The 22,806-nt window shown below is 31.9% G+C and carries 22 protein-coding genes; 18 read left to right on the forward strand and 4 right to left on the reverse strand.

The window, feature by feature from the left end; genetic code table 11:
- Positions 1 to 31 precede the first annotated feature (31 nt).
- Positions 32 to 205, reverse strand: a complete 174-nt coding sequence (gene tatA / locus BUC23_RS10990; protein WP_073209368.1) for a twin-arginine translocase TatA/TatE family subunit — start codon at positions 203 to 205, stop codon at positions 32 to 34.
- A 214-nt stretch (positions 206 to 419) separates the two neighbouring features.
- Between tatA and BUC23_RS10995 the strand changes: the two genes are divergently transcribed.
- The 14 genes from BUC23_RS10995 (at position 420) to BUC23_RS11060 (ending at position 16,159) form a co-directional block, all read left to right on the forward strand.
- Entirely contained in the window at positions 420 to 917 is a 498-nt protein-coding gene (locus BUC23_RS10995) for a peptidase (protein WP_073209370.1), read from the forward strand.
- A gap of 37 nt (positions 918 to 954) precedes the next feature.
- Complete coding sequence (locus BUC23_RS11000; protein ID WP_073209372.1) at positions 955 to 2,439, forward strand: GH3 family acyl-acid amido synthetase; 1,485 nt, start codon at positions 955 to 957, stop codon at positions 2,437 to 2,439.
- Positions 2,440 to 2,478: 39 nt separating this feature from the next.
- A complete protein-coding gene (locus tag BUC23_RS11005) occupies positions 2,479 to 4,158 on the forward strand; it encodes a DUF6909 family protein (RefSeq protein WP_073209374.1) in 1,680 nt (559 codons plus the stop codon).
- 9 nt (positions 4,159 to 4,167) lie between these two features.
- A complete protein-coding gene (locus BUC23_RS11010; protein ID WP_073209376.1) occupies positions 4,168 to 5,160 on the forward strand; it encodes a hypothetical protein in 993 nt (330 codons plus the stop codon).
- Positions 5,161 to 5,228: 68 nt separating this feature from the next.
- The gene (locus tag BUC23_RS11015; protein WP_167365577.1) at positions 5,229 to 6,461 is read left to right on the forward strand and encodes an oligosaccharide flippase family protein; all 1,233 of its coding nucleotides are present in this window, start codon (positions 5,229 to 5,231) and stop codon (positions 6,459 to 6,461) included.
- A gap of 52 nt (positions 6,462 to 6,513) precedes the next feature.
- Entirely contained in the window at positions 6,514 to 7,134 is a 621-nt protein-coding gene (locus BUC23_RS11020) for a DNRLRE domain-containing protein (RefSeq protein ID WP_073209380.1), read from the forward strand.
- A gap of 403 nt (positions 7,135 to 7,537) precedes the next feature.
- The gene (locus tag BUC23_RS17350; protein ID WP_139259839.1) at positions 7,538 to 8,434 is read left to right on the forward strand and encodes a hypothetical protein; all 897 of its coding nucleotides are present in this window, start codon (positions 7,538 to 7,540) and stop codon (positions 8,432 to 8,434) included.
- Complete coding sequence (locus BUC23_RS11030; RefSeq protein WP_073209384.1) at positions 8,409 to 9,608, forward strand: O-antigen ligase family protein; 1,200 nt, start codon at positions 8,409 to 8,411, stop codon at positions 9,606 to 9,608. Before BUC23_RS17350 ends, BUC23_RS11030 begins: the two co-directional genes overlap by 26 nt.
- 6 nt (positions 9,609 to 9,614) lie before the next feature.
- Positions 9,615 to 10,703, forward strand: a complete 1,089-nt coding sequence (locus BUC23_RS11035; protein ID WP_073209386.1) for a glycosyltransferase family 4 protein — start codon at positions 9,615 to 9,617, stop codon at positions 10,701 to 10,703.
- On the forward strand, positions 10,691 to 11,227 hold the full coding sequence (locus BUC23_RS11040) for a WcaF family extracellular polysaccharide biosynthesis acetyltransferase (protein ID WP_073209387.1): 537 nt from the start codon (positions 10,691 to 10,693) through the stop codon (positions 11,225 to 11,227). Before BUC23_RS11035 ends, BUC23_RS11040 begins: the two co-directional genes overlap by 13 nt.
- Positions 11,228 to 11,236: 9 nt before the next feature.
- The gene (locus BUC23_RS11045; protein ID WP_073209389.1) at positions 11,237 to 12,439 is read left to right on the forward strand and encodes a glycosyltransferase; all 1,203 of its coding nucleotides are present in this window, start codon (positions 11,237 to 11,239) and stop codon (positions 12,437 to 12,439) included.
- Between the two features lie 117 nt (positions 12,440 to 12,556).
- Positions 12,557 to 13,540, forward strand: coding sequence for a UDP-glucuronic acid decarboxylase family protein (locus BUC23_RS11050; RefSeq protein WP_073209391.1), 984 nt, complete (start codon positions 12,557 to 12,559; stop codon positions 13,538 to 13,540).
- A 473-nt stretch (positions 13,541 to 14,013) separates the two neighbouring features.
- Complete coding sequence (locus BUC23_RS11055; RefSeq protein ID WP_073209538.1) at positions 14,014 to 15,381, forward strand: undecaprenyl-phosphate glucose phosphotransferase; 1,368 nt, start codon at positions 14,014 to 14,016, stop codon at positions 15,379 to 15,381.
- 1 nt (position 15,382) lies between these two features.
- Positions 15,383 to 16,159, forward strand: coding sequence for a glycosyltransferase family 2 protein (locus BUC23_RS11060; RefSeq protein WP_073209393.1), 777 nt, complete (start codon positions 15,383 to 15,385; stop codon positions 16,157 to 16,159).
- On the opposite strand, the gene BUC23_RS11065 is transcribed toward BUC23_RS11060, so the two are convergent.
- The gene (locus BUC23_RS11065) at positions 16,143 to 17,465 is read right to left on the reverse strand and encodes a phenylacetate--CoA ligase family protein (RefSeq protein WP_073209395.1); all 1,323 of its coding nucleotides are present in this window, start codon (positions 17,463 to 17,465) and stop codon (positions 16,143 to 16,145) included. The two genes, BUC23_RS11060 and BUC23_RS11065, sit on opposite strands and share 17 nt — an antisense overlap.
- Before the next feature lie 134 nt (positions 17,466 to 17,599).
- Between BUC23_RS11065 and purD the strand changes: the two genes are divergently transcribed.
- Positions 17,600 to 18,874 carry a phosphoribosylamine--glycine ligase gene (gene purD / locus BUC23_RS11070; protein WP_073209397.1) on the forward strand — a complete coding sequence of 425 codons (1,275 nt, stop codon included), beginning with the start codon at positions 17,600 to 17,602 and terminating at the stop codon, positions 18,872 to 18,874.
- A 33-nt stretch (positions 18,875 to 18,907) separates the two neighbouring features.
- Here the strand turns inward: purD and BUC23_RS11075 are convergent, their stop codons facing one another.
- The gene (locus BUC23_RS11075; protein ID WP_073209398.1) at positions 18,908 to 19,138 is read right to left on the reverse strand and encodes a DUF6341 family protein; all 231 of its coding nucleotides are present in this window, start codon (positions 19,136 to 19,138) and stop codon (positions 18,908 to 18,910) included.
- Between the two features lie 141 nt (positions 19,139 to 19,279).
- On the opposite strand from BUC23_RS11075, the gene BUC23_RS11080 reads away from it, so the two are divergent.
- Entirely contained in the window at positions 19,280 to 20,209 is a 930-nt protein-coding gene (locus BUC23_RS11080; protein ID WP_073209400.1) for a DUF6427 family protein, read from the forward strand.
- On the opposite strand, the gene upp is transcribed toward BUC23_RS11080, so the two are convergent.
- Positions 20,204 to 20,857 carry a uracil phosphoribosyltransferase gene (gene upp, locus BUC23_RS11085; RefSeq protein WP_073209402.1) on the reverse strand — a complete coding sequence of 218 codons (654 nt, stop codon included), beginning with the start codon at positions 20,855 to 20,857 and terminating at the stop codon, positions 20,204 to 20,206. The genes BUC23_RS11080 and upp overlap by 6 nt on opposite strands.
- Positions 20,858 to 20,944: 87 nt before the next feature.
- Between upp and BUC23_RS11090 the strand changes: the two genes are divergently transcribed.
- Positions 20,945 to 21,550, forward strand: a complete 606-nt coding sequence (locus BUC23_RS11090) for a DUF4254 domain-containing protein (protein ID WP_073209540.1) — start codon at positions 20,945 to 20,947, stop codon at positions 21,548 to 21,550.
- Between the two features lie 55 nt (positions 21,551 to 21,605).
- Positions 21,606 to 22,616 (forward strand): glycosyltransferase family 9 protein, encoded by a 1,011-nt coding sequence (locus tag BUC23_RS11095; RefSeq protein ID WP_084538333.1) that lies wholly within the window; start codon positions 21,606 to 21,608, stop codon positions 22,614 to 22,616.
- Positions 22,617 to 22,806: the final 190 nt, after the last annotated feature.

Genomic DNA, 22,806 nt, shown 5'->3' on the forward strand with positions numbered 1-22,806 from the left:
AAGGCTTTTCAAATTATGAAAAGCCTTTTTTTTATTTTGTTTCTTCTTCTTTTTTGTCTGCTGATTGGTCATCTTTAGCAGCGTTTTTGAATTCTTTAATTCCGCTTCCTAGACCTTTCATTAATTCTGGAATTTTTTTACCTCCGAAAAGTAATAAAACAACGGCCAATATAACAAGGATTTCTGTAACACCTAATCTTCCCATGATTGAATAATTTATGCCGAAGCAAATTTGTAATAAAAACTATCGACAAAGATAATTATAAATTAATTAATGGGAACTCATTTTAAGGCAATTATTTGGTTTGGCCAACGTTAAAAGTTTATTAAAAAAAAATACAGTTTTGCAAAAAGGGTTGAAAGCATACAAATACTATCGATAGCATTAATTGTTTATATTTGTTCAATAATCAAATTAGATGTCCAAGAAAAGACAAAAACGTAAAATAATTAAGGAAAATCTGTTCAATAAAAGACGTTTAATAATTCTAAACGAGGATACTTTTGAAGAGACATTTTCTTTAAAACTCACATTGATGAATGTTTTTGTATTTGTCACTTTGAGTACGATTATTATTATTACGGTTACCACTTTTATCATTGCTTTTACGCCTTTGCGTGAATTTATTCCGGGATATTCCTCTTCTAAACTAAAAAAAGATGCCACGCAATTGGCTTTAAAAGCAGATTCTTTGACTTTTGCTTTAAAGAAAAACGAAGCCTACATCAAATCCATTCAGAAAGTATTAACCGGAGAATTGGAATATGCCAAATTCAATAAAGATTCAATACTTGCCACAACTGAAGAAGCTCCTTCTCCAGTTAATTTATCCGCTTCAAAAAAGGAAATGGAATTAAGAGAGCAAGTGGCTAAAGAAGAAAAGGAAGCCATTTCTAAAAAAACAAAATCTAAGTAAAAAATAATATTTATTTTTATCAAGAACAAATTTAAAAATGTCAATAAAATCAGTCGCTGCAAAACTTTTTGCAAACAAAATATATAAAGAAACACAAGCTTGGGCCAAAAATCCTGTTGCAACCCAAAACAAAGTTTTACAAAAATTAATCAAAGAAGCTAAAGGAACTCAATTTGGCATTGACCATCATTTTGATACTATAAATTCAAGTGCTGATTTTGCAAAAAATGTTCCAGTTCGGGATTATGAAGGTTTGAAAACTTATGTTGACAAGGTTGTAAAAGGAGAAGAGAATGTACTTTGGAAAGGAAAACCATTGTATTTTGCTAAAACATCTGGAACAACTTCCGGGGCAAAATACATTCCGTTGACCAAGGAATCGATGCCGTATCATATTGAAGCGGCTCGAAACGCTATTTTGCATTATATCCATGAAACTGGAAAAATGGATTTTATTGATGGAAAAATGATTTTCCTGCAGGGAAGTCCTATTCTGGAAGAAAAGTACGGTATAAAACTGGGCAGATTATCCGGAATTGTTGCTCATTTTGTTCCAAAATATCTGCAAAAAAACCGAATGCCTTCTTGGGAAACGAATTGCATAGAAGATTGGGAAACCAAAGTAAATGCGATTGTCGAAGAAACATTCAACGAAAATATGACGGTGATTTCCGGAATTCCTTCTTGGGTACAAATGTATTTTGAAAAATTGCAACAAAAAGGTGGGAAGCCAGTTGGTGAAATCTTCAAGAACTTCAATTTATTTATTTACGGTGGTGTCAACTATGAACCGTATCGCGCTAAATTCGAAAATTTGATAGGTCGGAAAGTGGACAGCATTGAACTTTTCCCAGCTTCGGAAGGATTTTTTGCCTACCAAGATTCCCAAAAAGAAAAGGGAATGCTATTGTTGTTGAATTCGGGAATTTTTTATGAATTTATAAAAAGTGACGAATTTTATACGGATAAGCCAAGACGTTATACCATTGGCGAAGTAGAATTGAATGTAAACTATGTTTTGATTATTTCTACTAATGCGGGACTTTGGGGCTATAATATTGGCGATATCGTGCAGTTTACTTCGTTGAAACCGTATCGAATTATTTTTTCGGGAAGAATCAAACATTATATTTCGGCTTTTGGGGAACACGTGATTGGCAAGGAAGTCGAAAGTGCCTTGCAGGAAGCGATAATTGGAACCGCTGTTCGAATCAATGAATTTACGGTTGCGCCTCAAATCACGCCGGCAGAAGGACTGCCTTATCATGAATGGTTCATCGAATTCGAGAACGAGCCGGAAGACATCGCAGCTTTTGCGGAAGCGTTAGACAATGCCATGAGAAAGCAAAATATGTATTATGACGATTTGATTGTGGGGAACGTATTGCGAAAAGTGGTGCTTACCAAAGTGGCAAAAAACGGGTTTCAGGACTATATGAAATCAATAGGAAAATTAGGAGGACAGAATAAAATACCAAGACTTTCTAATGATAGGAGTATTGTAGATTTATTAAAACAATAAATAAAAGAATTACATTTACGGGTTAGAAAATAAAAAAGAATGAAAGAAACTAAAAATATATCAAGATCCAGAGCACAAGAATCATCGGCAGCTATTGAAAAAATGTACATCACGATGCGCCATTTATTCAATAGAGGTTTTTATAAACCAATGGGTATTTCTGGAGATACTTTAAGAGAAGCTTTATTGGCGCTACGTCCAGAAATATATGGAAATATTGGTGAAGAAAAAGTAGAATTAAACGGACTTTTATATGTTATTGAACGCCTTCCATTAGGAATTGAAGAATGTCGTTTTATCAATTTAACTTCGGAAGAAGGATATTCTAAATCCCATTTCCAAGCGATTGTTCCACCTAAAAGACGGCGTAATTGCTATAGAATTGATGAGGAACAAATGAACGTGGAGATTACGCGTGGACGTTCGGATATCTATGATATTTTGACGCATTTGACTTTTATTTTCATCGAATCTCATAAAATCAGAAACAGAGTTTTGCTGGATGACGCCGGTGAAGTATCACGCGACTGGTTTAAACTGGAACAAGCCGTTTCGCAAAATAAAAAACTGACTCTCATAGAAAAAGAGAAGGCAATTTCGCACGCAGCAAATATCCTTGGACGGACATTTGAAGAAGTTTTAGATATTTACGATGCCTTTGGTTCGGCTGCTTCGCCGGATCGCTTTTTGCACGTGATTTTCTGGTTAGGAAAATTGGCAATAGAAGAAGTTGTTGATGATAACAAAAGAACCATTACTTTCAGCCCTATTTTGAGAGAACGTTTAGGTCATCATATTCATGGCGAAATATGGGCGACCAACATCAAGGAAGTTCTGAAAGAAAACAATCTTTTAGGCCGTCCAATTCATGTAATCAGTGCCAATATGCACAGTGTAATGAACTCTATTTTTGCAACAGAGGTTTTAAAAACCAAATTTAAAGGCAAAACAGATTTCTTTATTTATGAAGAATTAAGCAAGTCGGGCGCAAACGAAGTTCGCAATCAGGTGGAAGAAGTCGCTTTGAAATGCGGAATGATTTCCTTGCCGGATACATCAGGAACGAATATCGATGTTCAAATTTTTGATACAGCCAAAATGGACTGGGCTAAAACGTCGTTTCCAAAAGCAAATACAGGCGATAAACAACCGGTATTAATAGTTATGGATTATGCTTTTGGCGAGCAAGCGTATGAAACTATTGATGAATTATTGAAACCTTATAAAAAGGAGACTTTATTGAATGTAGAATCGGTTTCTATAATGGGAAAAGCGGGAATTCTGGAAGGCGGAAAAGGAGATATCATGATCCCGAATGCGCATATCAATGAAGGAACGGCAGACAATTATTTTTTCCAAAATGAACTAACGCCAGACATGTTTGAAGGAAATGGGATTTCAGTTTTTGCAGGACCAATGGTTACTGTACTGGGGACTTCATTACAAAACAGGGATTTATTGAAGTTTTTCCATGAATCGACTTGGGGTGTTATTGGATTGGAAATGGAAGGTTCTTATTATCAAAAAGCCATTCAATCCGCATCCAAAATAAGAAAAAGTGTTCCATTAGATGTCAAAGTGAGATATGCTTATTATGCTTCAGATAATCCACTGGAAACCGGTAGCACACTAGCTTCGGGCGGACTGGGAACTACAGGAGTAAAGCCAACCTATTTGATTACTATTAAGATATTGGAACAAATTTTCAACGCAAAATAAAAACATAACATGAGTGCAAACCTACCCCAACATAATACTGAAGATCAAGAAATTGATTTAACGCAAATTTCCAAAAAGATAAGAAGTTTTTTTGATAAAATTAATGCTCTTATATTCGATAGCATTCAGTTTTTTATAAAAAATGCGATTGTAATTTTATTTTTGGTCGTAGTTGGAGTTGGTATCGGATTATTTTTAGACCATACTCAAAAAAGCTATGATAGTCAAATTATTGTAACACCAAATTTTGGCAGCACTGATTATTTGTATTCAAAAATTGATTTGATACAATCAAAAATCAATGAAGGAGACACGGTTTTTTTAAAAGAAATGGTAGGTATCGATAAACCAAAGGAATTAAAAAAAATAGAGATAAAACCCATCACGGATGTTTATAAATTTATTGAAAACAAAACAGAAAATTTTGAATTAATAAAGTTGCTTTCTGCAGACGGCGATATTAATAAAATTCTTGAAGACAAGTTGACCAGTAAAAATTATACTTTTCATACTATCGCTTTAAAAACAAATGGATTGACAAATGATAAAACAACTATTCAACCGTTATTAAATTATTTAAATAAATCTGATTATTTTACTAAAATTCAAAAGATATCGATTAAAAATGTTGAAATAAAGATGAGTCAAAATGATACTATTATTTCACAAATTAATAAAGTCTTAAATGGATTTTCCAATATGGTAAACGGTGCTCAAAAAAGTGATAAACTGGTTTATTATAATGAAAACACCCAGCTAAATGATGTTATTAAGACGAAGGATAATTTAATAAATGAACAAGGGATTCGTCGAATTAGTTTGGCAGGTTTTGATAAAATTGTTAAGGATAATAGTTTTATATTGAATGTGGAGAGCAAAAACACAATTAACGGAAAATTAAAATTAGTTTTGCCAATTTTGTTCCTTTTGATTTTTATTCTAATACATTTTTTTATTGCTTTTTATCGAAAACAGTCTGTAAAAGCAAATTTAAACAATTAATAATTTGGGTTTAAAATAGTGTTAATTACATTTAAATAGGGCAAATATGATCAAAATATAGGATGTCGATGAATTTAAGTAGAACGAGATTAAACTTGATATCTAACTTTTTTTACATTGGTGTAATGAAGTTTTTGAATATTGGGTCTAAGTATATTCTGGTGGGTTACTTGATTAGAGTTTTGGGTGAGAATGGATACGGAACATTAACATGGGTCGACTCAATTGTTCAGTATTTTATAATGTTAATGAATTTTGGGTTTGATTTATATGCAGCTAAATATGTAGTTGAAAACAAAAACAATCATAAAGAGCTAAACAAAGCAATTTCCTGCATTTATTATATCAAAGGAATTTTATTTCTCATTTCCTTTATTTTATTGGTTCCACTCACTTTTAATATCGAAATCAACAACATTATTAATTTAATTTTCTTAATGATGATTATGGGAATTGGGGAAGTATTGACTCCCATTTGGTTTTTTCAAGGTATTGAGAAAATGAAAACCATTACCGTTATTACTTTTTTCTCTAAACTAATCCTAGTTTTACTTACTTTTTTCTTTATCAAAAACAATGCAGATATTCAGTTATATATTTTGTTTTTAGTGATCACCAATATCATTTGGGGCTTTTTAGGTTTTTTAATGATGAAAAAAGAAGCCAACTTTAAATTTGTTGCGGTTACTTTTGATTTAATAAAAAGCTATTTAAAAGAAGGATACCTCTTTTTTATAGGCAAGTTTTCTACTTTTTTATTTAATCTGGGTACGATATTTTTAATAGGTTATTTGTTTACTAAAGGACAAGTTGCCGGCTTTGATATCGCTATTAAAATCGTTTTTGTTTTTATCATTCCATTTGAAATTTTGCATCAAGCACTTTTCCCTGTTATAATCAGAGGCGTAAGTAAAAACTTACTTCAAAAGATTACAATTGCAACTTTTATTATTAGTACAATAACCTCCCTTTTGTTGTATGTTTTTTCTGAAAATGTAATTGTAATTTTTGGAGGAATTGAAATGTATAAATACAGTTATGTACTAAATTTACTTTTGATTTTAATTCCTATAGTAAGCTTAACAATAGTCATAGGAAATTGTATTCTTGTGGCAAACGGATATTATAAGCAGTACAATTGGTCTTTGATAATATCAGCAATAGTATTTATTTTCTTGTTGGTTGTTTTAAAAACCAGCAATCAATTGAATTTTTTAAATGTAATTATGATTCGGGTTTTGGTAGATTTTATCCAATTACTAATTAGATTTTACTACAATTTTAAATTTAAAATAATTTAAATAGTACAATAGAAGTGATTAAAAAAGTTAATTTTGAAAAAAAAGTATAAAAATGAGAATAACTAACGTAGTGGCTTTGGGGCTTTTTACTTTGTTGTTGGCTTCTTGTTCTAAGAGCTCAAAGAAATTAGTATTGGAAGCAAAAAATGGCAGCATAGAAGATGCTTTAATCTGTAAATTTTTACCGCATCAAAATTTTTATGAAGAAGAAAACATCCATTTATATTCATCAAAACAAGGAGATTCTATAAATGTTAATAGGGTGGTTATTAATTTCAAGGAAATACCGGCTAATATAAAAGTAGATAGTGCTTTTTTACAATTAAAATTCAATGCAAAATCTGCAATAGGTAAAGAAAGTTATGGTGAAAATGGTTTTATTATTAAACGTATAATCTCTCCTTGGGACGAGACCGAAGTGAATTGGGCAAATGCACCAATTACAACTGATAATAACCAGGTTTTTACGAATAAAACGGAACTTAACGAAGACCCAAAGAGAATTAATGTCACTAGATTAGTTCAAGATTTTTCTGATGACAAAGACAATAGTTATGGATTTTTATTAAAGTTGATAGATGAAAATAGTAGTTCTTTAGTTCTTTTAGCATCAAGTAATAATAGTGATGCAAGTTTAAGGCCTAAATTAAAAATATACTATTCAGATAAATAATAAAACATTTTATTTTTATTTGATGAAACTATATTTTAGAAAAACATCTTTGCCAGTCCTTTTTGAATTTATATTATTTATAAGTTTAGTGGAGACTAGTTTTTTTTATTTTTTTAAATTACTGGGCTATCGGCAATTTCAAATGATACCATACCTAAGGTTGGTGTCATTATTTTTCACCCTTTTATTCTTTCTCAAAAGTAAATTTTATCACAAGAATTTTTTTAAGATCAGTTTAAAAGCAAACTCAGAAAACCTTTTGGTTTTAGGATGGGTAAGCTTTACTATTCTAGGTTTTTTGGTCGGCATACTGCACCGAAATTCCATTTTATATCTTTTTACAGATATGATTTATATCCTTTTTGGCTATTTTTTGTACCGGATTTTTTACAATAATCAAAAATTGCTAGATGAAATTACGGTTGAATTAACGCTAAGGCAGGAACATTATTTTGTTATCGCTATCTTATTTTTTTCAGTAATAGCAGTTTTTTTAAGTATTGATTTACCTTCTTTTACAATAGTTTTTACGCTAGTTTATGCATTATATCATTACAATAAAAAAAATTATGGCTTGATGTTTTTGTATGTACTTCCTTTCTTTTTTCAAATACTTAAATCAAATAGAGCCTTGTTACTTGTTTTTATTTTGGTGTTGTTTTTTGCCTTTGTACAAAAAAGATTTTCAAAAAAAAATATCAATGATTTTCTGCTACTACTAGTAGTTTTTCTGCTGCTTTGTTTTTTCTTTTTGGATGATATATTAAAGGTCATCATTAATTATTTCCCAGAGAATTCTACTCTAAAAGGCCGATTGGTTCAGATATATTTATTACTAAAAGGCAATGCAGATTGGAATTCTCCCGCATTACTGTCACTCAGCCAACGCATTGTTGAAGCAAAAGCGGTGATAATATATTGGTGCTTAAATCCCTTTAATTTTTTATTCGGAGGGGGAATGGGAGCTACAATTGAAGGTTTTTCTTTTAAAGATAGTGGAATCGCTGATTCTGCCTTATTAGGAAAAACAGCTATTCACAATATTCATTTATTGCCATTTTCCTTAATTTTTAGGTATGGAGTGATAGGGATTGGTCTATTTTTTATGCTGGTTTATAATTTATTTAAATATTTATTTAGAATCATTTTATGGGAATCATCTTTGTTTAAAACATTGATTGTGTTTCAATTTTGTTGGATATTATATTCCTTTCCGGCTGCTTCGTATTTATGGACCTGCCCATTATTTTGGATAACATTAGCTTATGTCTCAAATGAAAAAAGAATCAACTTTTCTTAACAGTATTTTATACGCTATAGCTTTTTTTATACTGTTGCCTAATAGTATAAAGGAATTGCCATTTGTTGCATTAGGATTGTTTTCTATAATTGTTTTTATTAAAGAAAGACAGATTGATACGAAAGCGTTTATAATATTGGCACTTTTTTTTGTTGTAAATCTAATCAGTTTGCTATACTCCAAAGATTTACCCTATGGACTAAAGCGAATAGAAGGATTTCTTCCATTGCTGTATCTTGCTTTTTCGTATTGTGTATTCTCAAAAATGGAATTGAGATTTGACAGAAAATTTGTAGAGAAGTGGATATTAATTTTTAACGGATCTAACTTTGTTTTTTTAATAATTGTCGGTTTCTATTTTTATTACCAAAGCATTCCCATATCGTACAATTCAATCCGGACTGTATTTGATGAAATACCGATGATTAATATGCACCCGATTTACCTATCTATTACATCAGTTTTGGGTTTAATGTCTTGTATTTATATTTTCACGAAGAACCAGAAAATGGTCGCATTTTTGATTATAGTAAATGTTGTTTTGCTATATCTTACCGGAGCAAGGTCTACTTTTATTGGTTTTTTTATAATTTTTTTTATGGTTCTATTCTTTGGAAGATTATCTTTAAAAATAAAATTTATGCTAGGAATCATTTCATGTTTGATAATATATGTTCTTTTTGGATTCAATAGTGATTTCAAGAAGAGATTCCGAGAAATGATTATTCCAGTTTCCTATGCTGTTGTAAATCCAAATAATTCTACAAGTATTCGATTTGCAGTTTGGGATTGTGCTCTTCAGAAAATTAAAAGTTCAAATCATTTAATAGGGAATGGGGTTGGTGATGTTCCCTCTATTTTGCAGGAATGTTATGATACGCAATACCCTGAGTTGGGTAAGTATTACAATTCTCATAATCAGTATTTTAGTATTATTTTAGGAACGGGTTTAATTGGCCTTTTCAGTTTCATGCTTTTTTTTGTTTCCCTTTTCAGTTGTGCTCTGAAAAATAAAAATAAATTCCTGCTAGTACTTATTTTATTTTATCTCTATATTTTTAATTTTGAGAATGTATTAGAGCGAAAATACGGGGTTTTATTAATGCTGTTTTTCTTGTTTTTCGTTTTTAATATATTTACCAAACCAGCAAATAAACCTGTTGAAATTGTTTAATTCTTGATGCAAAATAAAATTTTAATTATCGGTCCGTTCCCGCCACCAATATCTGGCGTTAGCATCGCGAATCAAGTTATGTCCAAAGGATTGCAGAAGAAAAACTGGAAAGTTGATAAAATAAACTCTGAATATTCAGTAAACATTACTCATGAACATGGTCAAATTAGTTTTAGAAAATTTTACTTCATTAAAACGTATTTGCTTGTTGGTAAAGTCTTGTTTTCAAAAATTATTTATATTACCATAGGCCAATCCTATTTTGGAGTTTTAAAATATCTTCCTTTTATACTAGTAGCGAAGCTGGCAAGAAAAAAACTAGTAGTACACTTACACGGAAATCACCTGCTTAAGGAGTATAATGCGTTAAAAGGTCTTAAAAGAATCATTTTTCACAAGATTATTTCAATGTTTGATTACGGGATTGTTTTATCGGAATCACTGCGTAAAAACTTCGAACCATTCTTAAAAAAAGAAGCTGTTTTTGAGTTGCATAATTTTTTTGAAGCGTCATTAATTCTCCCTCCAGAAAAATTAATTCCACAAAAAAATTACTCGGAGTTAAGAGTTGTATTTTTGAGTAATTTAATAAAAGAGAAAGGAATTAATGTTTTATTGGAAGCAGTAATAAAATTAAAGTCCAAAGGAATAAATATTCAATTGAAGGTGGCGGGAAACACCATTAAAGAAAATGATTTATCTCGTTATTTTAATACCTTAGATGGTGTTGATTATGTGGGCGTTGTTCACGGCAAGGAAAAACAGGAATTATTGCTTTGGAGTACTGTTTTTTGTTTACCCACCTATTACAAAATGGAAGGTCAACCCATTAGCATATTAGAGGCAATGGCGATGGGAAATTTAATACTCACAACAAACCATGCAGGAATCACAGATGTTTGTAAAGAACAAAATGCTGTCTTCTGTGAAAAAGAAAGTATAGAAGATTTGGCAAATAAGTTAGAAGAATTAGTTGATGACCAAAATCAGATTCGAAAAAAAGGACTGCTAAACATGCAATATGCAAATTCTAGTTTTACAGAGGAATTGTTTATTGAAAACGCAAATAAAATTTTATTACAATGTATCAACTAAAAAAGTTTAAACTTCCTAAAGGATTTAGGGGAAGAAATGCATTTACAGTACAACTTTGGTGGCTGGTTTACTATTTTTTATTTAAACCGTCACCCCAGATTATGTATAGCTGGAGACGATTTTTATTAAGGATTTTTGGGTCAAAAATTGGGAAAAAGGTAATTTTGAGACCATCTTGTCAAATAACGTATCCTTGGAAATTGGAAATTGGAGACTATTCTTGGATTGGAGATGAAGTTGTTTTATATACGCTAGGTGAAATAAAAATAGGAAGCAATACCGTTATTTCACAAAGAAGTTATTTATGTACAGGTTCTCATGATTACAGGAAAACGGATTTCCCAATTTTTGTAAAACCAATACATATTCATGATTCCTGCTGGTTAGCGGCAGATGTTTTTGTTTCTCCTGGCGTAGAAATCGTTGATGATGTTATTATAGGAGCCAGATCTTCGGTTTTTAAAAGTATTTTAGAAAAAGGAGTTTATAAAGGCAATCCTTTAAAAAAGAATAAACATGAATAAATGTAGCAAATGAATATAACAATAATAAGCAACCATTATTACCCTGAGGATAGTGGAATTGGACTATATTCTACAGGAATGGCTGAATTTTTGGCCAAAAAACATATTGTTAAAGTGATTGCTGCAACTCCCTATTATCCACAATGGAAAATCTACCCAGAATACGACAAAAAAGGACTCTTTAGCACAGAAATTGTCAATGACGTGGAAATCTTTAGGTTCAAACAATTCACGCCTGCTATCCCAACATTTAAAGGAAGAATATTTCAAATGATTCATTTTTTTATTGGTTCGTTCATTAATATTTTTAAAATAAAAAAAAATGATATTGTCATTGTTGTAATGCCTTTTACAATATCCGCAATTTTAGGTTGGTTGGTAAAAACATTTCGTGGAGGCAAACTTTGGATTCACGTTCAGGATTTTGAATTTGATGCTGCTTTTGAAACTGGAATTTCGAAAAAAATAGGGATCTTACCTAGCGTTGTTTTTAAAATTGAGCTATTTATGTTTAATCGAGCTGATTTTACTAGCACAATCAGCAACGGGATGCTAAACAAATTAGAATCTAAAACAAATACAAAAAAATACTTTTTCCCAAATTGGATCGACCATTCGATGATAAATACTGATCGGGCAAAGCCAAGTCCTTTATTCGATTCTTCTAAATTTAATGTTTTGTATTCTGGAAACATTGGCGCCAAGCAGGATTGGGATTTTTTCGTTGACTTTGTGAGTGCTTGTCAAGAAATGAATCACGTTCAGATTTATTTGATTGGCGAAGGTGCAAAACGAAAAGAAGTGGTGGAGAGTTTGAAACAATTTCAAAATTGTAAATATTATCCGCCCGTTCGTTACGAAGAATTAAATGATTTGTTGTGCAATGCAGATTTGCATGTGCTTTTTCAGAAAAACGCAGTTGTTGATACCGTAATGCCATCAAAAATATTAGGAATGATGGCTAGTGCTAAACCATCAATTGTTACTGGGAATGAATATTCGGAGGTGCGACACAATCTTGAAATTTCAGAAGGGGGATTTTATTTTCATCAAGATACAAAACTTCATGAAATAATGGGAGTTCTTAAGAATTTAATTGAAAACCCAGAGCAGTCTACGATTATGGGGGATAAAGCAAGAAAATTTGTAATTGAAAAATATTCGATTGAAAGTGTATTGAGTCAATTTCAAAAGGATATTGAAAACAGTTGAACGTACTATTTTCAAAATTAAGACCATTTGTTGTGATTTTAAATATGATTTAAAAAGCTTGTTTTTATAATACAAATATTAACGGTTTATTATACCTTGCCATCGTAAAATTGACTTATGAAAAGAATACTTATTACCGGAGCCGCAGGATTTTTAGGATCACATCTTTGTGACCGTTTTATAAAAGATGGTTATTTTGTTATTGGCATGGATAATCTTATTACAGGTGATTTAAAAAACATAGAACATTTATTCAAATTAGAACATTTCGAATTTTATCACCATGATATTACAAAATTTGTGCATATTCCCGGAGATTTAGATTATATATTACATTTTGCATCACCAGCCAGTCCTATTGATTATTTAAAAATTCCGATACAAACCTTAAAAGTGGGTTCACTTGGGACGCATAATCTTTTAGGATTGGCACGTGTCAAAAAGGCGAGAATCCTTATTGCATCCACCTCGGAGGTTTATGGAGATCCATTGGTTCATCCGCAAACAGAAGAATATTACGGAAATGTAAACACCATAGGACCAAGAGGTGTTTACGATGAAGCCAAACGTTTTCAGGAATCCATAACAATGGCGTACCATACTTTTCACGGAGTAGAAACCCGAATCGTTAGAATTTTTAATACGTACGGTCCAAGAATGAGACTCAATGACGGTAGAGTTATTCCTGCTTTTATAGGTCAGGCGCTTCGTGGTGAAGACTTAACTATTTTTGGGGACGGAATGCAAACGCGCTCTTTTTGTTATGTTGATGATCAGGTCGAAGGTATTTTTAGATTATTGCATTCTGATTATGTTTTGCCAGTCAATATTGGTAATCCAGACGAAATTACCATAAAAGATTTTGCTGAAGAAATTATAAAACTGACAGGAACCAATCAGAAAGTGGTTTATTTTCCTTTGCCAATAAATGATCCGTTGCAACGTCAGCCGGATATTACAAAAGCAAGAAAATTGTTGGGTTGGGAAGCAAAGGTAGATCGAGCCGAGGGAATGAAAATCACTTACGACTATTTTAAATCATTGTCTAAAGAAGAACTTTCTAAAGAAGAACATAAAGATTTTTCGGGTTATATAAAGTAAATATATTTGCTTTTAGAAGAGATCTCGCTTTCATTGTTTTGTAATCGTATTGCGGGATTCCCATTTGTAAATAGAATAAATTATAGATTTATCTGATAAAAAGAATAATATGCATTGGATTATAAATTAATTTGGGGATTTATAAGAGATTGTATAGTTTTAATATACATTGAATCTTTCATTAAATAGAAAAATAGCAACATATTTACGTACTATAATTTTTTGTGGTTCCTTCAAAGTAGTTAAGTACCAAATTTTTGATTTCAATAATAAGAACATTTTATTATTTTTAATTCTGTAAGTTGTTATTTAACATTGCTGTTCGCCTGCAAAACAAATTAAATATTATGTTGGAAAGTCAAAGTGAACCGATTATAAATAATGATTATTACCTAAGACAATTTCAAAGCATTGTCAATGGAAATTTTACGAAAAGAAAAGAACGAAAACCCAATAGGTTATCATCGCTCATTATGACTGCATCTCAAACAGGAAGATATTCAAAATATATTAGACCAATAAGTGTTACAATAGACCTATTGATCATTTCTGTTATGAGTATGTCTTTCTTTAAAGGACTTAATTTAAATTCGGAACTTTATCTTGTTTATCAAATTATAGGATGGATCAGTGCGGCTGTTTTTATTCAATTTTATGAAGTTTATCGCTTCACTATCCCAATAGAAATTATTTCCAAGATACTAAAGCAATCTGTGTTGTTTCTATTAATTGTTATCGCTTATTTCCCCTTCGAAAAACAAGTTATTTTTAGCGGAACTGCTATCGCTTTTTTTATGATTTCTAGTATAGTACTTGTCTCTTTATCTAAATTTTTATTGTTTTATTATTTAAAAGAATATCGAATAATAACAGGGAGTAATTATAGAAGTGCTGTAATTATCGGGTATACACCGGAGGCGATTCGACTGAAAGAACTTTTCGAAACAAGAAATGATTACGGTTATCGTTTTTTTGGATATTTTTCAGACAAGAAATCAAATCAAAACATTAAAGGAAAATTGGCTGACTTGAAACCTTTTGTGCTTGAAAATAGTATTGATGAAATTTATTGTTCATTGAATGAAATTTCCAATGAGCATTTGAAAGATTTAATTGATTTTGCCGATGAAAATAATAGAACTATTAAATTCATACCGGATACAAAAGAAATTTTTTCAAAGAATTTAAAAATCGATTATTACGATTTTTTTCCAGTGCTGTCATTAAAGAAAACCATTTTACATGAGCCTGTGATTAAAGTCCTCAAAAGATCATTTGATATTGTTTTTTCATTATTAGTGGTGGTATTTCTTTTGTCTTGGCTAATGCCAATATTAGCAATTTTAATAAAATTAGAATCAAAAGGGCCTATTTTTTTCAAACAGGGAAGACCCGGAATTGATGAAAATGAATTTTTTTGTTATAAATTTCGCTCGATGAGAATCAATGGAACAACCGAAAATGAGGCTTCCAAAAATGATCCGCGCGTTACTAGAATCGGGAAATTTATGAGAAAAACAAGTATAGATGAAATGCCTCAATTTTTGAATGTTTTACTTGGGGATATGTCCGTCGTTGGGCCTCGTCCGCATCTTTGGGCACAAAATAAATCCTACGGAAAAAAAATCAAAAAATACATGGTGCGTCACTGTGTGAAACCCGGCATTACAGGTTTAGCACAAGTTAGCGGGTGTCGAGGCGAAATAGAAACCGAAACGGATATGATTAACCGCATAAAATTCGATATTTTTTACATCGAAAACTGGTCGCTTATCTTAGATTTAAAAATAATTCTACAAACGGTTGTAAACGTTTTAAAAGGCGAAGAAAAAGCATATTAAAATGGAATTGGTATCTATTATAACGCCTTCTTTCAATTCTGAAAAATTTATTGCAGAAACCATTCAATCGGTGCAAAATCAAACCTATCATAACTGGGAAATGATTATTGTAGACGATTGCTCTACTGACAAAACGGTTTCTATAGCTGAATATATTGCCGATAATGACAACAGAATTAAGGTTTATAAACTAGACAAAAATTCAGGAACCGGAATTGCGAGAAATACTGGTTTAGAAAAAGCTTTAGGGAAGTATATTGCGTTCTTGGACGCAGACGATTTATGGAAACCTAATAAATTGGAAATTCAAGTTAATTTTCTAAGAAATAACAATTTACCATTTACTTTTTCCTTTTACGATTGCATCAATGAACAAGGAACGGAATTGAATAAAAGAGTGGAAGCCCCCAGAAATCTTTCCTATATGCAGTTGTTTTTTTGCAATTATGTGGGGAATCTTACGGGTATTTATGATGTGAATTATTTTGGAAAAATAGCGATCTCTTCAATAAGGAAACGCCAGGACTGGATGTTATGGCTTACGATTCTAAAAAAGGTGAAAAGCGCGCAACCTATTCCTGAGAGTCTGGCTTTTTACAGAATTAGAGAAAACTCCATATCGGCTTCTAAGCTTGATTTATTGAAACACAATTTCGGGGTTTACAGAAGATTTCACGGGTTTAATTTAGCGCATTCATTACTTTGTATGACGGGTTTTTTATTTACTCAATTGCTAATTAAACCACGCTATATAAAAAACACTAAAGCATCGATTTAAACTGTTTTAATTTTCCACGATTGCTTCTTTCTAAGGTTTCTTTTCTTGTAAATTTAAAGTTCAAACCAGGTTCCAGATATAATTCAATCGCTTTTTTAATTTTTTGAATTTGTGCCAAATTTAAGTTGGTTTCACTTACATATTCAATTTCAAAAGAATCAATTTTTGTTTGTTTAATAATAAATTCCTTTACGTTTCCATCGTCTTCAATAAAGCTTTTGGTTACATAATAAAACGTCAGTCCAGGTGATTTTTTCCCGCTTGGTAAAATAGCAACATCGTTTGTTCTCCCAATTAATTTCTGGAGTATGGGTTTTTTTAAGGTGCTTTTTTCGTCCAGAATTCCAATATCGCCAATGTCATAGCGTATAAACGGATGTGCTTTGTTGAATAAGGAAGTGATCACGATGCGGCCGGAAGTTCCATTTGGCACAACTTGATTATTGTCATCCAAAATCTCGACAAATAAGGTTTCTGAATTTACCAGCCACTCTACATCTGTCCCGAAGCTTCGGGATTGAAAAGCTATTAAATCCAATTCCGAAGCGCCGTATTCGTTGACAATTGGTATGCCAAATTGTTTTTCTAACAGTATTTTATCATCCTCAAAAAGCATTTCGGAAGTCACCATGCAGACTTTTAAAGTTGGGCAAATTGCTGATAATATAATATTTCTCTTTTGTAAAAATTTGGCAAACAAAACAATCGAACTCGTATAACCATTGATATAATCGAATTTTTTGGTTCGAAAATGTTTCAAAAAACCTTCCAACACATCATCGGACAAATCAAAAATCGAAAACCGAAATCGATTGCTCAATAAATCCTTAAAGCGTTCTTTTTTATTTCCAATAAAATCCATTGGAATCCCATAAAACCGGGCTTGATAGGAACTGTTGAAATCAATTCCATACCAACCAAAACGATAGATATTAGAAGCCCAAGTCATGGCATGGCTGTATTTGTCTTTGGCAAAAATAAATGGATCACCGCTGGAACCGGAGGTTTTATTGATGTAACTGTTTTTAATAGAATATCCTTTTGAAAGTCGTTCCGATAATGGTTTTTGTAGGTTTTGTTTATTTAAAACGGGTAAATCATTCCAGTTTTTAGAATTTTTTGAACCAACTAATTGTCTGTAAAAAGGATTGTTTTGCAAATGAAACGCAACAATTTCTTCTTTTTTATTTTCAATGAAAACTTGATGTTCTTTTTCTGAAAAAGCGACAATCTTTCGCAATTCGGATTTGGCTTCCTTCATCGGGAAACCATTTATTTGGAGCGTTAAGTCGAAAATAGAAATCATTTTAACGGTATATTTTCTCAAAAATAATGTTTACTAATCAAGTAATGACCGATAAGCCGTAACTTTTTGGAAATTAATTATTTTTTAAGTTCAAAAGCAATTATTTTTGCACCACAACTAAAGAAAACTACACCATGACAATTTTACTACTAGGTTCAGGCGGAAGAGAGCATGCATTCGCATGGAAAATGATTCAAAGTCCGCTTTGTGATACACTTTTTGTAGCTCCAGGAAACGCAGGGACAGCCGCAATAGCGACTAACATTGATATGAGTCCAACTGATTTTGACGCTATCAAAGCTTTCGTTCTTCAGGAAAAAGTAGAAATGGTTGTTGTGGGGCCGGAAGATCCATTAGTAAAAGGGATTTATGATTTCTTTTTAAATGATACCGAATTAAAACATATTCCAGTTATTGGGCCATCAAAAATTGGTGCTCAATTAGAAGGAAGTAAAGAATTTGCTAAAGAATTTTTGATTAAACATAATATTCCAACCGCCGCTTACGATAGTTTTACTGCTGAAACGGTTGAAAAAGGATGTGAATTTTTGGAGACACTACAACCGCCTTATGTTTTAAAAGCAGACGGATTAGCAGCTGGAAAAGGGGTGTTGATTATCCAGGATTTGGCGGAAGCCAAAGAAGAATTAAGAAATATGTTGGTGCATCAAAAATTTGGCGCAGCCAGTTCAAAAGTAGTTATCGAAGAATTTCTGGACGGTATAGAATTAAGCTGTTTTGTTCTTACTGATGGAAAAAGCTATAAGATTTTACCAACTGCCAAAGATTACAAACGTATTGGCGAAGGGGATACGGGGTTGAATACAGGCGGAATGGGAGCAGTTTCTCCAGTTCCTTATGTTGACGCTGTTTTGATGGAAAAAATCGAAACACGCATTGTAAAACCAACTATTGATGGTTTCCAGAAAGATGGTATTCCGTATAAAGGGTTCGTTTTTATTGGATTGATAAATGTGAATAACGAACCAATCGTAATTGAATACAATGTGAGAATGGGTGATCCGGAAACAGAAGTGGTTATTCCAAGATTAAAAACGGATTTAGTCGAATTGTTTTTGGCTGTAGCCAATGAAAAACTAGATGAAATTACGTTGGAAGTTGACGAAAGAAGCGCTACTACAATTATGGTCGTTTCTGGCGGATATCCTGAGGATTTCGAAAAAGGAAAAGTAATTTCAGGATTAGAAAATATTACCGATTCGATTGTTTTTCATGCAGGAACAAAATTAGACAACGGAAATGTGGTGTCTAATGGAGGAAGGGTTTTAACCGTAACTTCATATGGAAATGATTTTGAAGAGGCCATAAAAAAATCTTACCAAAACATAGACAAGCTAAATTTTGATAAGATGTATTTTAGAAAAGATATCGGAAACGATTTAAAATAGGTTCCAATAACCGTTCACTTTTTTTAAAAATTATTATTTTAAGAAAGAGTGAGCTGTTGTATCTTGGTTTTCCTCACCATTATCTTGGTGAAGTTTCAATTGTATAATCCAATATACCATTGCCGCCGCACAAACAATCATGAAAATCCAGTTGATCGTGTTAGCAACAAACCAAGATTTTAGCTCTAGTGAGCGTAAAAAGTCTAGGGGAGCAAATAAAATATTTACAAATAAGTATTGTATTCCTTCGAAAAATGCTTTCATAATGTATAAAATTAATTTTATTAATTGTTTTAAATGGTCAGTGGCGCCAAAACTTCTTATTTGTAAAGAATATTTTGAACTTACAACCGTTCCTTTTAAACAAGTATTATATTTACAGTCACAAAAGTATAAAATATCCTTATGATAACAAGTGTTTTTAAGAAATCTACGCCATTAAATTTTTCTCTAGTTGTTATATTAATACTGGTTTTCTTTTTAATGTACCAGTTTCAGGATTTTTCGTGGATGAATTCAGGTATTTTAATTTTAAAAAATACAATAATATTAAGTGTTCTTTTAGCGTCTGTTCTAATTACAAATTTCGTTGCAAAGAAAAATGGATTGAGTAAAGACAGCAGCTACACCATTTTTTTCTATTTTTTGTTTCTGCTTTTTTTTCCTTCGTTACTGGATAATATTAACTTGGTTGTGTCGAATTTCTTTATTTTATTAGCACTTCGTCGACTGATTTCTCTGCAATCACTAAAAGCTTCTAATGAAAAAATATTTGATGCCTCATTATGGATTTTTGTAGCTAGTTTATTTCATTTTTGGAGTATTCTTTTTATTGTATTGGTATTTATATCAATACTTTTTCATGTTTCCAGAGAGTTAAAAAATTGGGTGCTGCCGTTCATCGCCCTTTTTATTGTTGGGATTATCTCGATCCTTTTATCGATGATTTTCAATTTGAGTATCATTGAATTTTTGAATAAAAATGCAACAACTAATTTTGAAATTAATTATTTCACTAATAATTATCAGAATGGGGCTTTATCTATTTATGCAACGGTAGCTTTGTTTTTTGTAATATCTATGTTTGCAACTATATCGCATAGGCCCCTGCTATTACATGCATCATTTAAAAAAATAATTGCCTCCTTTTTTATTGGAGTACTAATTTTTGTGGTTTCGCCAAATAAAAGCAATGATTTATTAGTATTCACTTTTGCCCCAATGGCAATTATGGCTACGAGTCACATTGAAGTTGCCCAATTAAAATTGAAACAGGAAATGGTGTTATTTGTACTTATAGCATGTAGTCTTTTTGCTTTTTTCTCCCAATTATAATTTTTCTCCAAAAGCTAAATCTCCCGCATCTCCAAGGCCAGGGACAATGTAACTTTTGTCATCCAATTTCTCGTCTAAAGCGGCTATCCACAGATGACAATTATGAGGTAAATGTTTTTCCAGGTAAGCAATTCCTTCAGGAGCAGCAATAGTTACGGCAATGTGAATCTCTTTTGGGGTTCCCCTTTCCATTAATCTGTTGAAAACTGCAACTATGGATTGTCCGGTGGCAAGCATAGGATCGATCAGCAATAAATTTTTATTATTGATATCAGCTATGGCTTGGTATTCAACTTTAATCTCGAAATAAGCATCATTGTTTGGATGGTATCTGTAGGCGGAAACAAAACCATTTTCGGCACTGTCAAAATAATTCAAGAAGCCCATATGCAAAGGTATTCCTGCTCGTAAAATGGAACATAAAACTAGTTGATCTTTAATTTCTGTCGTTTTTTTAATACCAAGAGGAGTTTGGATTTCAACATCGGAATAATGTAATTCCTTGCTCAATTCATAGGCCATTATTTCACCAATACGCTCAATATTTCTGCGAAAACGCATGCTGTCATTATGAACATTGACGTTTCTGATTTGTCCTAAAAAATGATTCAGGACGCTATTGTTTTCTGATAAAATATGAATTTGCATGATTTGAATTTTGGAATTAAACTTCTAAAAGTTTTTTTAATCTATAAAAGTATAAAAAAGTATCTTTGCGTTATAAAATATAAAGATATGTTTTCAAAATTAGCTTATTCTGTTTTCGAACAAAGTATTAAAGATTATCACCAATTTGATAATGTTGATCAACCTATAAATAATCCTTTTCCAAAGGATAAATTCGAGCATTTATTATATTCTAAAAATTGGGTTGATACCGTGCAATGGCATTACGAAGATATTATTCGTGATCCAAATATTGACCCGGTTGAAGCGTTGACATTAAAACGTAAAATAGATGCTTCTAATCAGGTTCGTACTGATATGGTGGAATATATTGACAGTTATTTTCTTCAAAAATACAGTCATGTAGCGGTAAAAGAAAACGCTAAAATTAATTCTGAAAGTCCTGCTTGGGCATTTGACAGATTGTCGATTTTAGCTTTGAAAATTTACCACATGAATGAAGAAGCCACTCGTGCCGAAGCTTCCCAAGAGCATAGAGACAAATGTCAGGAAAAATTGAACGTTTTATTAGAACAAAGATCAGATTTATCAACTGCAATTGATGACTTGATAAATGACATCGAAAACGGTGACAAATTCATGAAAGTGTACAAACAAATGAAAATGTACAATGATGATGAATTGAATCCAGTTTTGTATCAAGGAAAGAAATAAAAAGATATTTTGAACCATTAATCAATTGTCCAAAAAAATCCAGCATATAGCCGTCATGAGACTTTCCGCAATGGGAGATGTCGCCATGACGGTTCCTGTTTTACGGGCTTTTGTAAGCCAGCATCCCCAGGTTAAAATCACCATGATCTCCAGACCTTTTTTTAAACCTTTTTTTGAAGGAATTCCTAATCTTTCTTTTTTTGCTTTCGATGAAAAAGAACGACACAAAGGAGTTGCAGGATTGTTGCGTTTGTACCAAGATTTAAAGCATTTAGATATTGACGCTTTCGCCGATTTGCATAATGTTTTGCGTTCTAAAATCGTTAGAAAACTTTTTGCTTTAGGCGGAAAAAAAACAGCTTCAGTGGATAAAGGAAGAGCGGAGAAAAAAACGTTAACCCAACCGGAAAATAAAATTTTCAAGCAACTACCCACCATGTTCGAGAGACACATAAAAGTGTTTAAAAATCTTGGGTTTTCAGTTGATTTATCTCATCCCGTATTTCCTAAAAAAGCGGTTTTAGACAAAGAAATTTCAAGTATTCTTGGAGAAAATAACAAAAAATTAATTGGGATTGCTCCTTTTGCACAATATGATTCTAAAGTCTATCCGTTGGATTTAATGCAGGAAGTTATTGATAAACTGGCTTTGGATGCAAACAATACTATTTTACTTTTTGGCGGAGGAAAAAAAGAAATCGAAATTTTGAATTCTCTTTCTTCTAACAAAGAAAACGTCATTAATATGGCGGGGCAACTCAAATTTCAGCAGGAACTGCAACTCATCAGTAATCTTGATGTGATGCTTTCCATGGATTCCGGGAATGCGCATATTGCGGCTATGCTTGGTGTAAAAGTCATTACGCTTTGGGGTGCGACGCATCCGTTTGCGGGATTTTCGCCTTTCAATCAACCATTGGAAAACACTTTGGTTTCCGATAGAAATCAGTTTCCTAAATTACCCACTTCGGTTTATGGAAATAAAAAAGTAGAAGGTTATGAAGAGGCGATGCGAACAATTCCTGTTGACTCTATTATAAAGGTTTTAAATGCCAGCAAACAATAAATTAAGATTTATACATAGTATAGAATTTTAATTTCTTCTATTTTTTGTGGTTTTTATGTAAGAATATTTTTAACATTTTAATAACAAAAAGACGGTAAATTTTTAGTGAGAATAATACTATTTTTGGTTCAGCTATGTTAGGTTTTGCACTCAGAGTTAACTTAAGGTGAAAGATATTCACTTTTTCTGT

It is taken from the genome of Flavobacterium xinjiangense, assembly GCF_900142885.1.
Classification (GTDB): Bacteria; Bacteroidota; Bacteroidia; order Flavobacteriales; family Flavobacteriaceae; genus Flavobacterium; species Flavobacterium xinjiangense.